The sequence below is a fragment of the Hoeflea sp. IMCC20628 genome (genome assembly GCF_001011155.1).
Taxonomy (GTDB): Bacteria; Pseudomonadota; Alphaproteobacteria; order Rhizobiales; family Rhizobiaceae; genus Hoeflea.
Genome location: NZ_CP011479.1, coordinates 3,859,969 through 3,875,240, shown reverse-complemented (window position 1 = coordinate 3,875,240; position 15,272 = coordinate 3,859,969). Strand labels below are relative to the sequence as shown.

The 15,272-nt window shown below is 58.2% G+C and carries 16 protein-coding genes; 9 read left to right on the top strand and 7 right to left on the bottom strand.

Annotation, left to right across the window (positions count from 1 at the left end):
• Positions 1 to 13 precede the first annotated feature (13 nt).
• Complete coding sequence (locus IMCC20628_RS18200) at positions 14 to 871, bottom strand: Asp/Glu racemase (RefSeq protein WP_245307818.1); 858 nt, start codon at positions 869 to 871, stop codon at positions 14 to 16.
• A 122-nt stretch (positions 872 to 993) separates the two neighbouring features.
• On the opposite strand from IMCC20628_RS18200, the gene IMCC20628_RS18195 reads away from it, so the two are divergent.
• On the top strand, positions 994 to 1,455 hold the full coding sequence (locus IMCC20628_RS18195) for an Lrp/AsnC family transcriptional regulator (RefSeq protein ID WP_047031379.1): 462 nt from the start codon (positions 994 to 996) through the stop codon (positions 1,453 to 1,455).
• 24 nt (positions 1,456 to 1,479) lie between these two features.
• Here the strand turns inward: IMCC20628_RS18195 and IMCC20628_RS18190 are convergent, their stop codons facing one another.
• The gene (locus IMCC20628_RS18190; RefSeq protein WP_047031378.1) at positions 1,480 to 2,682 is read right to left on the bottom strand and encodes a Xaa-Pro peptidase family protein; all 1,203 of its coding nucleotides are present in this window, start codon (positions 2,680 to 2,682) and stop codon (positions 1,480 to 1,482) included.
• Here IMCC20628_RS18190 and IMCC20628_RS25835 point away from each other — a divergent pair.
• Entirely contained in the window at positions 2,681 to 2,803 is a 123-nt protein-coding gene (locus tag IMCC20628_RS25835; RefSeq protein WP_280949422.1) for a hypothetical protein, read from the top strand. The genes IMCC20628_RS18190 and IMCC20628_RS25835 overlap by 2 nt on opposite strands.
• A gap of 170 nt (positions 2,804 to 2,973) precedes the next feature.
• A complete protein-coding gene (locus IMCC20628_RS18185; protein ID WP_245307817.1) occupies positions 2,974 to 3,957 on the top strand; it encodes a diaminopropionate ammonia-lyase in 984 nt (327 codons plus the stop codon).
• A gap of 40 nt (positions 3,958 to 3,997) precedes the next feature.
• Here the strand turns inward: IMCC20628_RS18185 and IMCC20628_RS18180 are convergent, their stop codons facing one another.
• Positions 3,998 to 4,882, bottom strand: coding sequence for a DMT family transporter (locus tag IMCC20628_RS18180; protein ID WP_047031376.1), 885 nt, complete (start codon positions 4,880 to 4,882; stop codon positions 3,998 to 4,000).
• Between the two features lie 373 nt (positions 4,883 to 5,255).
• The gene (locus tag IMCC20628_RS18175) at positions 5,256 to 5,606 is read right to left on the bottom strand and encodes a hypothetical protein (RefSeq protein ID WP_047031375.1); all 351 of its coding nucleotides are present in this window, start codon (positions 5,604 to 5,606) and stop codon (positions 5,256 to 5,258) included.
• A 432-nt stretch (positions 5,607 to 6,038) separates the two neighbouring features.
• On the opposite strand from IMCC20628_RS18175, the gene denD reads away from it, so the two are divergent.
• Positions 6,039 to 7,022 carry a D-erythronate dehydrogenase gene (denD, locus tag IMCC20628_RS18170; RefSeq protein ID WP_047031374.1) on the top strand — a complete coding sequence of 328 codons (984 nt, stop codon included), beginning with the start codon at positions 6,039 to 6,041 and terminating at the stop codon, positions 7,020 to 7,022.
• A gap of 15 nt (positions 7,023 to 7,037) precedes the next feature.
• Here denD and IMCC20628_RS18165 read toward each other — a convergent pair whose 3' ends face one another.
• Both IMCC20628_RS18165 and IMCC20628_RS18160 read right to left on the bottom strand, forming a co-directional pair.
• Positions 7,038 to 7,421, bottom strand: a complete 384-nt coding sequence (locus tag IMCC20628_RS18165; RefSeq protein WP_047031373.1) for a RidA family protein — start codon at positions 7,419 to 7,421, stop codon at positions 7,038 to 7,040.
• 28 nt (positions 7,422 to 7,449) lie between these two features.
• Positions 7,450 to 8,316, bottom strand: a complete 867-nt coding sequence (locus IMCC20628_RS18160) for a branched-chain amino acid aminotransferase (RefSeq protein ID WP_047031372.1) — start codon at positions 8,314 to 8,316, stop codon at positions 7,450 to 7,452.
• A 280-nt stretch (positions 8,317 to 8,596) separates the two neighbouring features.
• Between IMCC20628_RS18160 and IMCC20628_RS18155 the strand changes: the two genes are divergently transcribed.
• The 5 genes from IMCC20628_RS18155 to IMCC20628_RS24380 all read left to right on the top strand — a co-directional run bounded on the left by IMCC20628_RS18155 (position 8,597) and on the right by IMCC20628_RS24380 (position 13,307).
• On the top strand, positions 8,597 to 9,250 hold the full coding sequence (locus IMCC20628_RS18155) for a haloacid dehalogenase type II (RefSeq protein ID WP_047031371.1): 654 nt from the start codon (positions 8,597 to 8,599) through the stop codon (positions 9,248 to 9,250).
• Between the two features lie 146 nt (positions 9,251 to 9,396).
• Entirely contained in the window at positions 9,397 to 10,200 is an 804-nt protein-coding gene (otsB, locus tag IMCC20628_RS18150) for a trehalose-phosphatase (protein WP_082128220.1), read from the top strand.
• A gap of 14 nt (positions 10,201 to 10,214) precedes the next feature.
• A complete protein-coding gene (locus IMCC20628_RS18145; protein WP_245307816.1) occupies positions 10,215 to 11,612 on the top strand; it encodes a trehalose-6-phosphate synthase in 1,398 nt (465 codons plus the stop codon).
• A 224-nt stretch (positions 11,613 to 11,836) separates the two neighbouring features.
• Positions 11,837 to 12,574 carry a L,D-transpeptidase gene (locus IMCC20628_RS18140; protein ID WP_047032741.1) on the top strand — a complete coding sequence of 246 codons (738 nt, stop codon included), beginning with the start codon at positions 11,837 to 11,839 and terminating at the stop codon, positions 12,572 to 12,574.
• A 109-nt stretch (positions 12,575 to 12,683) separates the two neighbouring features.
• A complete protein-coding gene (locus tag IMCC20628_RS24380; RefSeq protein WP_197078337.1) occupies positions 12,684 to 13,307 on the top strand; it encodes a M23 family metallopeptidase in 624 nt (207 codons plus the stop codon).
• A gap of 82 nt (positions 13,308 to 13,389) precedes the next feature.
• On the opposite strand, the gene IMCC20628_RS18130 is transcribed toward IMCC20628_RS24380, so the two are convergent.
• Entirely contained in the window at positions 13,390 to 14,976 is a 1,587-nt protein-coding gene (locus IMCC20628_RS18130) for a helicase HerA-like C-terminal domain-containing protein (protein WP_047031369.1), read from the bottom strand.
• Positions 14,977 to 15,272 lie beyond the last annotated feature (296 nt).

The window sequence follows — 15,272 nt, the reverse complement described above, 5'->3', positions numbered from 1 at the left end:
ATTGTTTTGACGATCACCGGACAGACAAAAGCTTGCCAAGGCCGGCTGTTGCGGGCTCGATTCCGGCAAGCTGGCACATATGCCATCCCAGAACCTGATTGCTGGAAAAGACCGGCTTTCCCACCCGGTCTTCAATCGCCGAAATGACATCCAGTGTGCGGAGATTAGTGCACGAAATGAAGATCGCCTCTGCGTCCGGATTGGTACCGAGTTGAACCGCCGCCTGCAGGATGGAAGCGGGAGCAATCCGTGCAACAACCGCCTCCTCACGGGTCTCGAATGAGCCGAACACAGGCGTTTGGATTCCGTTTTCAGCCAGAACCGTGCGCATGCCGGAAGATACATCCTCGATATAAGGTGAGAGAAATGCGAGCCGGGTCACGCCGAGATGCTGGCATGCGGCAATCAAAGCCGAGATCGGCTCGGTGACTGCTGTTGCCGAGGTGCCCGAACGGACAAGCTCGCCGACCCGCTCGATACCGATCACCGAGGTGCCGGAGGTGCAGCCATAGCCAACCGCGTCAAAGGATATGGCAGCCGGGAACAGCTTTGCACTGTCTCCGATATGATTTTCCATTTCGGACAAGCTGTCCGTCGTCACTTCCCGGCCGCTGGGCACCCGCGAAACATGCAGGGTTGCACTGGACGGAATGATCCGGCGGAATTCGTTCTCGATGGTTTCGTCGGCTTGCAAAACGATCAGACCCAACCGGGCTTCGTCACGGCCTTCGGTTTCAAATGCCAGTCCCATCTTCGGATGCCTTTCGAAGCTTGCCATCTGCCCGGTGCGGATCATTGCCGGTGTCTGGTTTCGAGCCAGGTTGCAGCATAGGCCCGCGGGATCGAGACCAGCAACATGGGCTTTTGACAAATCTTTGCCTGGTGATGCTAAATGTCATGCTAGCAAAGGTATCTGACGGAAAAATTCGCAATGCCGGCGTGCTATGAGAATTTCAATCAATATTCCGATGAAATTGACCGGGTGAAAGCACCATGAAAGTTTCAGATTCTGACCGGACAATCCTGCGCATGTTGCAGGCAAATTCACGCGAACGGCTGGAGACCATCGCAATGGATACCGGCCTGTCGGTAGCCACCGTGCAACGCCGCATTCGCAACATGAAGGCCAATGGCACGATCATGGCCGAGACTGCGCTGATCAATCCAAAGTCGGTCGGTTACGCGATGACCTTCCTGATTTTTGTCGAGCTGGAGCATGAACGTATCGACCAGATCGATGCGTTTCGCCGGAAGGCCAAAGCCGAGTCACAGGTGCAACAGTGCTATTACGTCACCGGAGAATCCGACTTTGCGCTCATCGCGCTGGCCAGGAACATGGAGGATTACGAACAACTCACGCACCGGCTGTTCTTCAATGACTCCAACGTCAAGCGCTTCAGGACATCGGTGGTCATGGACCGCACCAAGGTCGGCATGGATGTGCCGCTGGGATGAATGGCCGGATTGTCCCGGCCTGCCTCAGGCGGTGATGACCGGCAAGGATATCGGCGCCGCCCGGGTCAGCAACTGAGCGCCATTGTCGGTCACCACCAGATTTTCTTCGTGCACCATCATCCGGCCGCCACCGAGATCGATTGACGGCTCAAGCGTCAGCACCATGCCCGGCTGCAGCACGGTTTGGTCGCTCGATGTGATCGACGGCCACTCGGTCAGTTGCATGCCGAGGCCATGGCCCATTCGTCCGACGCCGCTGCCGCCTTCAAAATCCTTGTCGAGAACACGCTGCATGGCCCGGTAGATATCGGCGCAGGTGGCACCGGGCCGTGCAGCATGAAGCCCGACCTTGGTGGCATCGAGCAGCGCCGAATAGGCCTTCTCGGACTCCGGCGACACATGGCCAAAGGCGAAATTACGGTCAAAATCGCAGAAATAGCCGTCAAAGACCGCGCCGGTATCGAGCATCAGGATGTCTCCGTCGCCGACACGACGCTGCGATGGCGGCGAGATGATATCCGAGTAACCGCCCGGTCCGGTGCCACCGACAAGGTAATCGACGTCGTCGATCCCGCGCTCCAGACAGGTGATCTTGAAGCTCCGGAAGATCTCGACCTCGCTCATTCCCGCAGCCAGCATGCCGGGGAATGCCTCGAACACATCTGAGACGATGGTGCAGGCATGGGCGATTTTTTCCAGTTCGGCCGAAGACTTGATCATCCGCAGGTTTTTGATCACGCCGGTGGCATCTGAGAACTCGATACCCTGCACCAGTGCGCGCAGGCGACGAAAGTCACCCAGCGACATGCGCAGATGGGTCTCCGGTCCCTCCGGGATGCCGATGCGGGCCTTGGGTCCGAAGATCTCGCGCATGGTGCTGGCAAGCAGAGAGACGCCTTCATCTTCCGGCTGCGGAGAATCCCAGCTCCGCACATCGTCAAGCCAGGTGGCCACAAGGCATTCGCGGCCGATCGATGGCACGACCGCGACCGGCTTGCCGGCGGATGGCACCAGCAGGAACCAGGGACGGGTCGGGCTTAGCCAGAAGCGGGTGAGGAAACCGGTGAAGTAACGGATTTCCGGCTCGGTGGTCAGCAGCAGCCCGTCCAGCCCGGCTGTCGCCATCGCCGTTTGCGCCCGGGTAAGACGCGCCTCGAATTCGGAAATGGCAAAGCCGCGCTTCGGACCATTTTCGCCTGCAGGGGCTTCATTCGGAGAGTTGCTCATGACGCTCGCATTCAAGCAGGAAGTCGGTTTTCGATCACGTGCCGGTTCGCCGCTTCTGTCAGCCGCTTTGCCAGGCGATGCTGTTGACGGCAATCACCCCGATTATGCTGCTTTGACTTGACTTTGTAAGTTCAGAAATTCGGAGAATTTTATCTGATTTTCTCAAATCCATCGAAATTTTGATATTTCGCGGTCGAATGGCTGGCGTATCGTGGTGCCATGAAATTTGAAAACTCAAGATCGAACTCGCCGGGCGTCAAACGTCTTTTCCGCACCCGACCGGATCGCCCCATGGCGATGTTGCAGTTGTGCCCGGTCTATGAACCGACGCCGTTGCATCTGATGCCGGTATTTGCTGCGGAACTCGGCATTGGTGCGCTCATGGTCAAGGACGAGACCCGGCGGATGCGGCTGGGCAGTTTCAAGGCGCTGGGCGGTGTGTTCGCTGTAGCCCAGATGATTGTCGACGCCTCAGGTGCGGCAGATCTGAACAGCGAGCAAGCCCGTGCCACGGCGGCAGGCATGACCTTCATTACCGCAAGCGCAGGCAATCACGGCCTGTCGGTCGCCGCCGGCGCGCAAATATTCGGCGCCCGCGGGGTCATTGTCCTGTCCAGCGCTGTTCCCGAAAGCTTTGCCGAGCGAATCCGCAAGACCGGATCCGAGGTCGTCCGGGTCGATGGATCCTATGAGGACAGCGTCCGCTACGCGATTGACGCGGCCGAACAGAACAAATGGCTGCTTCTCGCCGATGGTTCATGGGACGATTACACAGAACGGCCCGCCCTCATCATGGAAGGCTATACAGTGCTTGCCGAGGAATGCCGGGCCGAATTCGAAAAAAGTGGCAACTGGCCGACGCATATTTTCGTGCAGGCCGGCGTGGGCGGGCTTGCTGCCGCAGTTGCCGCGCATAGTCGGGAGTATTGGCTCACCCAGCCGCAGATCATTGTGGTCGAGCCGGACGCAGCACCTTGCCTGTTGCAAAGTGTCCAGGCCGGAATACTGACACGCGCCGAGGGCCCGGAATCCAGCATGGGCCGGCTTGACTGCAAGGACGCCTCGCTGATCGCCTTCGAAGCGCTGCGTCGTGACGCGGATGTCTTCATGACCGTGACAGATCAAGACGCAGAGAGCGCGGCACGGCAGTATGCGAGCCATGACATTCAGACCACGCCCAGTGGCGCAGCTCCGCTTGCAGCTCTCAAGGAATTCGATCCCGGTCCGGACGCTCGCTGCCTGCTGATAGCCACCGAAGGACCGGAAACGGCCTGATTATGGGGTGCTTCGCTGGTGGACGTCGGCGCAGGGCAGTTTAGAGGACGGGCAGGCGCGCTATGCGATTTTCGCCACGGATATTGATCCAGTTGGCAAGCAGGATGATGCCGCCACCAAGCAGGATCAGAACATCGGCTTTCTCGTCAAACAGCAGCATGCCGACGAGCGCGATCAACGGCAGCCGGATGAAGTCGATTGGGACGACGAAGCTTGCCGGCGCCAGTGAAAGCGCCGTTGTCAGGCAATAATGCGCCATCAGCCCGGTGGCGCCTATCACCAGCAGCCAGGGGAGTGTCGCCATCGTCGGCCAGGACACGGTTTCCTGCAACGCCAATGCGCCCACACCCAGACACAGCTGGATTCCGGTCAACCAGAACAGGATTGAAACGATGCTTTCATGACGGGTCAGAGCCTTGGTCATGATGATCGTTGCGGCAAAGAAAATTGCTGACGCAGCCGCCGTGATCAACCCGGGCTCGATGGTACCGAAGTCCGGCCTTGCGGCGACAAGAATGCCGAGGAACCCGAGGATCGCCGCGATCACCTTGGAACCGGTCAGCCGTTCGCCCAGAAAGACAAAGCTCAAGATGATTGCCCAGATCGGTGAGGTGAACTCAAGTGCGAAAACCTGCGCCAGCGGAATGCTGGCCAGGGCAAAGAACCATAGGTTCTGGCCGATAAAATGAAGCAGGTTTCTGAGTAGGTGCTGCTTCAGCCGCGCGATGCGGATTTCGCCAAGCCGATTATATGCAGATCCGAGAATGAGGACGATGGCGAGGCCGACAAGCGAGCGGAAGGTCATGATCTCAAAGGTGCTGTGCACAGATGAGGCATATCTTCCGGCAATTGCCATCAGGGAGAACGACACGATTGATCCGGACATCCACAGCACGGCCCGAAATGGCCGGTAGGTTTGAGGCATGAACCGGGTCTCCACGGCTTCCGCAGCATGAGTTCTGCACGGGGATCATCAGATGGCGGACCGGGATAACGTGACCCGGCTCGGGGTCACCGTCAGTCCAGACTTCCAGTCAACGGGATTCGCGGCGACAAAGCAATTGCCCGGGTGCTTATCTCCACCTCGGCAGGCTCTTGTCTGATGTCTGGGGGATGGTTGGCAGATATGAGAGTTCAGTATCGCGTAATCGCTGGATGCGGCTGACTCTGGGAAGCGCCACTTTTGATGCCCGGCCTCCCAGCAGGAAACCCGCATATAGTACGGTGGAGGGGCACCCCAATCGGTCAACAACCTGTTGTGCACGAAAAGTGCGCAGACCGATCGGGGTGTGTTTTCCTTAGGCTGATTCGTCCAGAGCGATCTGGCACGCCTCGGCAAGGTCGCGGTCCGGCTTTTCGGAACCCAATGGGGTTGCCCAGCCTGCCTTCTCGACGATCCCGCGGCGTTTATAGCCCTTGGCATCCTTGAGTTCCGCCAGCACGGAAGCTGAGAGAGGATCGGTTTCGGATTTCCGGACACAATAGGGTGTCAAAACCATAGCGACAGCGGCTTTGGATTCTTCGCTCGACATATCTGCAGCAGAGGTGCTGGTCATCCAGCCGCCCCAGTTGAATCCGACGATAGCCAGGACAATAGCGCCTGCGCACGCGCCCAGCAGGGCGGGCTTTGTCGATTCTGGAATTTGCATGTTTACGTCCAATCAGTGTCGTGTAGTCGCACGCAAAATTGCCTGCGAAGATGTATATATATCATGTAGTGCAAAATAAATCTCATATTCAGGGTTGTATTGTCGAAGCAATTCGATTGAGGGAATCCATTTAAAGAAATATTTATATGCAAAAATGATAAAAATTTATTCGAGAAGATGGACATAATTCTGGAGAATTTATAATGTCTTTTGCCCAATTTGAGTATAAAACTGTAAGTTTCACCTTGTGATGCTGAGTGGTGTTTTCATGTTTTTAGGACTTGCCGCATATTCTCTCTGTGGTCAAAGTAGCGTCCGGCTTGCCCTGCTGGAGCATAGGATGAAAGCTGAACCAGCAAGATTTCCTCGCTGCCTGTTTGCGCGCGAGGCGGCATCCATCTACCATCGTTGCCAACTCGAAGGGGGGGTGCGATGCATCTGTTGATCATTGGAGCGGCCGGCATGATCGGCCGCAAACTTGTTGGGGCGATTTCCCGAACAGGCAAGTTGGGTTCACACACAGTGACCAAATTGACCTTGTCCGATGCTATCAAGCCCGAAGCTCCCGCTGTTTTCCCGGGAGCTGTCACACGTTTGGCGCTGGATATTTCCGATCCGCGTTCAGCGCAGCAAATGCTCGCTGAACTGCCCGATGTGATTGTGCATCTGGCATCCATCGTGTCAGGCGAGGCGGAGCAGGATTTCGACAAGGGCTACCGAATCAACCTGGATGGCACCCGGTATCTGTTCGACGCAGTACGGCAGCTTTCTCCAGTGCACGACTATTGCCCGCGCCTGGTGTTCGCCTCCTCGATCGCGGTTTTTGGTGCGCCGATGCCCGACGCAATCGGGGATACATTTCTCGCCGCCCCGATGACCAGCTACGGCACGCAGAAAGCCATCTGCGAATTGCTGTTGCAGGACTACACCCGTCGCGGATTTTTCGACGGGATGGCGCTCCGCTTGCCGACCATCTGCATTCGGCCCGGCCTGCCCAACAAGGCAGCGTCGGGCTTCTTCTCCGGCATTCTGCGCGAGCCTTTGGCTGGCAAGTCAGCGATTCTGCCGGTCGCCGATACGGTAAGCCACTGGCATGCCAGTCCACGCGCGGCGGTAGGGTTTCTGACCCATGCGGCAACCATGGATACGGGCCCCGTTGGACATCGACGCGCGCTGACCATGCCGGGAGTCCAGGCTACAGTGGCAGAGCAGATTGAAGCACTGCGTGCGATTGCCGGCGACAAGGCCGTGGCGCTGATCCGGCATGAACCTGATCCCGAAATCATCCGTATCGTTTCGAACTGGCCACGCGGATTTGCAGCAAACCGCGCTCTCGAACTTGGATTCCGGGCTGAGAACTCGTTTGATGAGATCATCCGCATTCACATCGAAGATGAAATGGGCGGCGAACTCTGACAGATCAAACGAAGTTCACGCTACCTGCGCGGTGACCTCGATCTCGATCAGCATTTCCGGACGGATCAGCTGGCAGACGATCATGGTTGCAGCCGGGTCGATACCGCCCAGATGTTCAGCCAGCACAGGCGCCACCGCTTCGAAATATTCCGGCTTCGTGACGTAATATCTCACCCGCACGACATCGCTCAGACTGGCGTCGAGAGCCGCCAGCGATGCCGCGATGGTAGTGAAGCAATTGCGCGCCTGATCGGCGACATCGGCGGGCATTTCCATTGCGGTGTAATCATAGCCGGTGGTGCCCGAGACATGCACGAATGGTCCTTGCCGCACCGCGCGTGAATAGGCCGCAGCCTTCTCGAACGGCGAGCCGGTGGAATGTTTGCGTCTGTCGCTCATCTCTACAATCCTGTCGTTTGATCCGGGACTAGCCGTGCGCCCAGTCCATGTAGAGTTCGCGCGCCTTGCGGCCGGTCGGTCCCGCCTGCAATTCGCGGTCCTCGATACGGATTACCGGAACCACCTTTGAGTGGTTTCCGGTCGTGAAAATTTCGTCGGCATCCATGAAATCAGCGACCGAGAGCGATTTTTCGATCACTTCGGTGCCGGCCTCGCGCAACAATTGCATCGTCCGCGACCGGGTGATGCCGGTCAGGAAGGTGCCGTTCGGCGCCGGTGTGAACACCACGCCATCCTTGACGATGAAGATGTTCGATGTGCCGGTCTCGGCGACATTGCCCAGCATGTCGAGCACCAGCGCATTGTCGAAGCCGCGTGATTTGGCTTCCATGATCGCCCGGCCATTGTTGGGATAAAGGCAGCCGGCTTTTGCATTGGTCGGCGCGGTTTCATAAGTCGGACGCCGGAATGGCGAGACGCTGACCGAAAACCCGGAAGAGGGGATCATTGGGCTTTCAAACAGGCACAGGCAGAAGCGGGTCGAGTCCGGATCAGCCGGCACCGACATGTAGCCGCCGTGCTCGGCCCAGTACATCGGCTTGATGTAGACAGCGGTCTTGCCGTCGAATTTCTTCAATCCTTCGCGCGCCAGCGCCTCTATTGCCGTCGCTTCCATGGTCGCCTGCAGTCCAAGCGCGTTTGCCGAGCGGTTGACGCGCTGGCAATGCTGATCGAGATCCGGCGCCACCCCGTCAAACCAGCGCGCGCCGTCAAACACTGTCGAGCCGAGCCACATGGCGTGGCTTACCGGGCCGATCAGCGGCGGATTGCCTTCCAGCCATTCGCCGTCGACATAGGTCCAGGTCTTGGTGCGGGCTTGAGTGTTGACGGCCATGCTGTCCTCCTGTGGAAACCGAATTTGCTGGAATGACAATCGGACGGGCTCGCCATCGCCGTCAAGCCATACGCTGCTTGCCGCGTCTGGGAAGTCGATCAATCGCACGATCCTTGCGCCATTCGACCATTTCAGGACACAATTCCATGCCGGTGGCGGGGCCTGGTTTTTGGAACTGCCGAGCACACAAACCAGCAATTCCAGGTCCGATTTCGCGGCGCAGCTTGACTGTTGCAGTGCAACAAGGGCATCGTCATGCCAACAACACGAGGATTGACCGATGGCCTATGCCGCCTATGTCTTTGACGCCTATGGAACTTTGTTCGACGTGCACGCGGCGGTCCGTCGTCACGCCGAAGCCGTTGGGCCGGACGGGCAGCTGTTGTCAGAGATCTGGCGGGCCAAGCAACTCGAATATTCCTGGACCCGGGCGCTCATGGGCGAATGGCGAGATTTCTGGACGTTGACTGGCGAAGCGCTCGATCAGGCATTTGAACGGGTTCCGAGTGCTGACAAGAGCCTGCGTGCGGATTTGCTGGATGCCTATTTCAAACTCGACTGCTATCCGGAAGTCCCCGCCGTTTTGAAGGCGCTCAAGGCCACCGGCGCGCGGGTGGCGATCCTGTCAAACGGCTCGGTGCAGATGCTTGAATCGGCCGTTCGCAATGCAGCGCTGGATACCGTCATTGACGATGTTTTCTCTGTTGATCCGCTTCGCACCTTCAAGACCGACCCGGCGGTCTATGACTTGGTTACCACCGCCTACCGTCTTTATCCTGACGCTGTGTCGTTTCAGTCCTCCAATCGCTGGGATGTCGCCGGCGCTACGAAATTCGGCTTTCGCACGGTCTGGATCAACCGGGCCAAGATGCCAGATGAGTATCTCGACCTGTCCCCGTCGTTGATCCTCCCCGATCTCATCGGCGTTGCCTGACAGCCGAAAGCGCCGTTGATTTACGCGACTGACAGATGTGGTTCATCCATTTCGGACTGGAGTTTGCGGTTCGGAATTTATGTCAAATTTTGGAACGATTCCGGTGTTAGGCAGTTGAGAGAAGAATCAACGCGAGTTTGCTAGCCATGGAACAACGATTGGACTATTACAGTCTGGTTGGGTTTGCGTCCGAATGCAGCCCTCCTGAAGATCTGAACCTTCTCACCATCAATGCAGATGAGACAGCGCTGTTTCTCGACTTCGATGGAACTCTGGTCGATATCGCGCCGACGCCGGATTCGATCAAGGTGGGCTTGGGCGACAAGCTGTTGCTCGATAACTTGAGCAAGCGTCACAACGGTGCCGTATCAATCATTTCAGGCCGCAATCTGAAGGAAATCGATCACCACCTCCCAGGCTTTTCAGGGGTCATCTCCGGTGGTCACGGCGCTGAACTGCGCCACAGCTCCGGACGTGTCGAAGGCATCGCATGTGACCTCGAACGTCTTGAGCACATCAAGAAGGCGGCGATGGAATTTGCCAGTATCGAAACCCGCGTGCTCGTCGAAGACAAGAGCTTCGGAATCGTGCTGCATTACCGCCAATATCCCGAGCTCGGAAACAAGGTATGTAATTTTCTCACCAGTCTGATTGACGGAGACGAAGAATTCGAACTTCAGTCCGCCAAGATGGCCGTCGAGGTCAAGCCGAAGGGCATTTCCAAGGCCGGGGCCATAGAGCGGGTCATGCTGTTCGAGGAATTCGCCGGTCGCGATATCCTGTTTGCAGGCGATGACGACACTGATGAGGTCGCATTCGCCTGGGTCAATGAGCAGGGCGGAACGAGCGTGAAGATTGGCCAAGGCCCCACACGCGCCCACTATCGAACACCAAGCCCTGCTACCTTCAAGACATGGCTGCGGACTCAGTCCGCTACGGCCGGTGCCTGATCATGGGACGTTTGGTGATCGTATCAAATCGGGCGCCTTCGGTGGACGGATCCGACGATTCGGGCGGACTGGTTGTGGCGCTCAAGGATGCGCTGGCCAAAGACGGCGGGCTCTGGATCGGTGGTGCGGCGCAACAGACTGAGCGACCATCCGCGTCGCTTGTTCTGCATCATCGCGCCGATTTCGACATCGGCCTGTGCGAGATGGAGTCTGGACTCTACCAGGACTATTATCTGGGTTATTCCAATTCGGTTCTCTGGCCGGCACTGCATGGCCGGTTGGATCTCATCGACGTCCAGCCCCGCTATGCTGCCGCCTACCGCGAGGTTGCCAGACGACTGGCCCGAACGATCGCGGAGGCAGTAGCCGAGGACGATCTGATCTGGGTGCATGATTATCAACTGATCCCGCTGGCTCATGAACTCAAGGCGCTCGGCGTGAAAAGCCGCATCGGCTTCTTCCTGCACATTCCGCTGCCCGACTTGCAGACTTTCAAGGCCATCCCCGACTGGCGCGATCTGGCGAGGTGGTTGGCAGATTACGATCTGGTCGGGTTTCAGACCCAGCGTGACCTTGGCCACATGATCAATATCTTCCGTCACACCCTGCGCGGTGAGCTGCGCGCCAACGGCAATATGGGGATCGACGGGCGCGAAATAGCTCTGGGTTGTTTCCCGATTTCAATCAATGTCGACGGGTTTCGCCGCCTGGCCGATGAAGGTGCCGCGGACACGCCGCCGCCGCCATTGCCCAGATTGATCGGTGTGGACCGGCTCGATTATTCCAAGGGCCTGCCGCAACGGCTGGCCGGGTATGAGGTCTTCCTGGAAAGTAATCCCGAATTTCACAGCCAAGTGGGACTTTTGCAGGTCGCTCCGCCGACGCGGGACGATGTCGATGCCTACAAGGAGATTCGTTCTGAACTCGAGCATCTTGCCGGGCATATCAACGGCCGCTTCGGCACTGTCGATTGGACGCCTGTGCAATATATTCATCGTGCCCTGCCACGCGACCAACTGGCGGTGCTGTTTCGCCTTTCCAGGGTAGGCCTGGTTACACCGCTGTTTGACGGCATGAATCTTGTGGCCAAGGAGTATGTCGCCGCTCAGGACGAAGCAGATCCGGGCGTGTTGATCCTGTCTCAGTTCGCAGGTGCGGCGGAAGAAATGCCCGAGGCGCTGATCGTTAATCCGCACGACCCGCAAGACATTGCCCGGGCTATCAAGGCCGCGCTTGAAATGCCATTGGCTGAACGCGTCGAACGGCACGGCGCACTCTACAGCCATTTGCGAATCCATGACGTCGATCATTGGAGCGCTGCGTTCCTGAAGCGGCTCTTGTCAGTCGAACGGATCGGCGTGGATGGGGTGGCGCATTTTCCCGGCCTTGAGCCATGGGCTGCGGCCGGCTAAGCAGTTTTCTGCCCTATGCCATCACGTAATTGTCAGTTCATAGGCATTCGCTGTGGCAAGTTCGCCACAAGCCGGGCGTCGGATAGTCACAATTGGAACTCAAATGTGTTCAGCGCGTTGATGCGAATGAGGCTAGCCTATGGCCGGATTTTGATGACCGCTTCCTATTCTGACACCAAAGGATTTTCCGCGATATGACCGGACCGAAAAACGAGAATGCAACGATGCTTGGCGGCGGCGGGAAACAGATTATCAATCACACCACCTCCCGTCGCGGGTTTCTTGCGCTGGGCATGGGTGCGACTGCAGCGCTTGCCGGCTGTGCAGGTCCGACGACCGGTCGCTTTACGGAAGAAACCCGGCCGCTTTATCGTACTCCGGGTACACCTGATTCCGGGCTGACGGGAACGTCGAACTATTACGACAGCATGTATGGCCCCAAGCTCGACGAGCCGTTTCCGTTGCCGGCTATCCCCTACCAGGAGATTGATCCAACATTCCTTCGCCAGGAAGTGGCCGATCCGACCGGTGAACGCCCCGGAACCCTGGTTGTAGACACCTCCCAGCGCTTCCTCTTTCTGGTTCGTGAAAACGGCAGGGCCATGCGCTATGGCGTCGGTATCGGCCGGGATGGATTTTCCTGGTCCGGCCGGGCTGTTGTCCAGTGGAAACAGAAATGGCCCAAATGGACGCCGCCAACGGAGATGATCGGGCGCCAGCCGGAACTCGAGCGCTATTCAGCCGCAAATGGCGGCATGCCGCCCGGCCTGGACAACCCGCTCGGTGCACGCGCGCTCTACATTTTCCAGAACGGCGAGGACACACTCTACCGCCTGCATGGCAGCCCCGAATATAAGTCAATCGGCAAGGCAGTTTCTTCAGGCTGTGTGCGGTTGCTCAACCAGGATATCTGCGACCTTTATGACCGCGTGCCGACGCGAACGCCGATTCTGGTTATCTAGAGGCAAAGCCTATACCTGCTTGAGGCGGCGCGCAGCTTCATGCTACGAGCATCTATCGCGTCGGAAACATGCTTTCCGGCGCCGGCTGGTACGGGGCGCGGGCTCGCACATGAAATTATCCAAACGCCGTTTAGCGTTACCTGCCGTGCTGACGTCAGTTCTGCTGGTCTCCGGCTGCGTGCCGCAGGAACACGGATGGGCGTCGGTCTACAAACCCGCCCAGTTTCCGAAAATCAGTGTAAAAATGCCGGCTAATGCGCCGTCAATCTCGCAGGAATTTTTGTTTACCACCAACGATGCCAAGCATCTTGGCATCGATGTCATTGGCAAGGTCGGAGACCCGGTCATCGTCGTCGCGGCAGGCTGGGTGGCAAGGTCCTACTCGGAGCCGATGTATGGCAATCGCGTGGTAATCGAGCACGGACCGGACGCCAACGGCAAACGCACTGTCACAGTTTACAAGCATCTCAAGGATCGTCTGGTCACTGAGGGTGCAATGGTGGCGCGCGGTCAGCAGATCGCGACACTTGGCACCACCGGCCTGCTCGGTGGCGGCATTCCGCATCTGCATTTCGAACTTTTCCGCCAGGCCGGCGGGCAGGGTGAAGTGTCGGCAGATCCGCATCTTTACTGGGTTGACGGCGTTGGCCAGGTGACCTGCTTCGACCCGGCCGCCGTCTACGATTTTTCCAGCTTCCGAATGACCTATCCGGTCCGTTGCCGCGGCAATTGACAGGCATGTCTGGACTGAGCCGATTAAGGCTCGATTCCAACCCAATCAGGTGAGTCCTGTGCAATGCATGAAGGGCGCAGATTTAGAAACCCTTCTTCAGCGATCCCAAAATGCCCCGCACCAAAGCGCGCCCAAGCGATGTTGCGGCTGATCGCGCCACTGATTTGATCACCGCTTCAGTCACTGTCTGACGCTGATAGCCGGGTCGCTTTGAACTCTTGCGCCGGCGGGATGATTTGCTGCGACCGCGATCATCTTCATCGTCTTCGTCGCCATAGCCGGGCAGGGTCCAGCGGCGGCTTTCTGGCCGTTTCTCTTCCTTTTCCTCTTCCCGCGCGCGCTCTTTCTCCTCCGCCGTGGCCGCCTCCGCGGCGCGACGCTGCAGCATTTCGAAGGCGCTGTCACGGTCAAGATCGACGTCATATTGACCGGCCACCGGACTGACTGACATCACTTTCTGCCGCTCAGGCTCGGTGATCGGACCAAGCCGGGATGATGGCGGGCGAATGAGTGTCCGTTCGACCATCGAGGGCACGCCCTTGGCCCCCAGTGTTGATACCAGCGCTTCGCCGACGCCCAGTTGCGTGATCGCCTCAAAGCAATCGAACGCCGGGTTGGGCCGAAAGGTCTCCGCCGCCACCTTCACAGCCTTCTGCTCGCGCGGCGTATAGGCCCTGAGCGCATGCTGGACCCGGTTGCCGAGCTGCGAGAGAACGGTTTCGGGCACATCAAGCGGGTTCTGGGTGACGAAATACACACCTACGCCCTTGGAGCGAATAAGCCGGACCACCTGTTCGACGCGATCGATCAGGATTTTTGGCGCCTCATCAAACAGCAAATGGGCCTCGTCGAAAAAGAAAACCAGCCGTGGTTTGTCGGAATCTCCAACCTCGGGAAGCTCCTCGAACAGTTCCGACAGAAGCCACAGCAGGAAGGTGCCGTAAAGCCGCGGATTCATCATCAGCTTGTCGGCGGCCAGCACCGAGATCGCCCCGCGGCCGTCGTTGGTGGTCCGCATGATATCGGAAATTTTCAGTGCCGGTTCACCGAAGAAATTCTCCGCACCCTGCTGCTCCAGCACCAGCAATCCGCGCTGGATCGTCGACAATGACTGCTTGGTGATATTGCCATACATGGCCGAGAGTTTCTCGGTCGCGCCTGCCATATAGGCCAGCAGCGAGCGCAGATCCTTGAGGTCCAGAAGCGGCAGGCCGTTCTCGTCCGCCAGCTTGAAGGCAATGTTGAGCACGCCCTCCTGCGCATCCGACATATCCATCAGGCGGGCTAGCAAAAGCGGCCCCATTTCCGAAATGGTGGTGCGGACGCGGTGGCCCTTCTCACCGAACAGGTCCCAGAAGATCACCGGGAATTCCTGAAATTCGTAAGGATCCAACCCGATGGTCTTGGCGCGCTTTTCCAGGAAATCCTTGTGCTCGCCGATCATGGCAATGCCCGAAAGGTCGCCTTTGACATCGGCGCAGAAGACCGGAACGCCGGCATTGGAGAAGCTCTCAGTCAGGATCTGCAGCGTCACGGTCTTGCCGGTGCCTGTGGCGCCAGTGATCAGCCCGTGCCGGTTGGCATATTTGAGGTCGAGATATTCGCCCTTGTTGATGCTGTCGTCAGGATTGCGGCTGGTGCCGACATAGAGCTTGCCTTCTTCGAGCATATTGTCCTCGTCTTGCGCCGGCCATGGCGATTGGGCTTTCGCCAGCGCCGCGCGCAGGCTTCCTCGGCCACTTATAGGCAAGCAGAGCCGCCGGAACAATGGTTGATGCCATCGGCCCGGCTCCTTTCCGCGCCAGCCTCGGGACAGTTTGATCGGCTAACCTCTAAAGCCTTAATGTCAGGGGAAAAACAGGCGCCATGGACCATGGGCCAACAACCAAGCCTGAACACACGTGCTGGCCAACTGGTCTGGCTTGTGGGAGCAGGTACGTCCCGCGTCACGGCGCCTGGCGATTT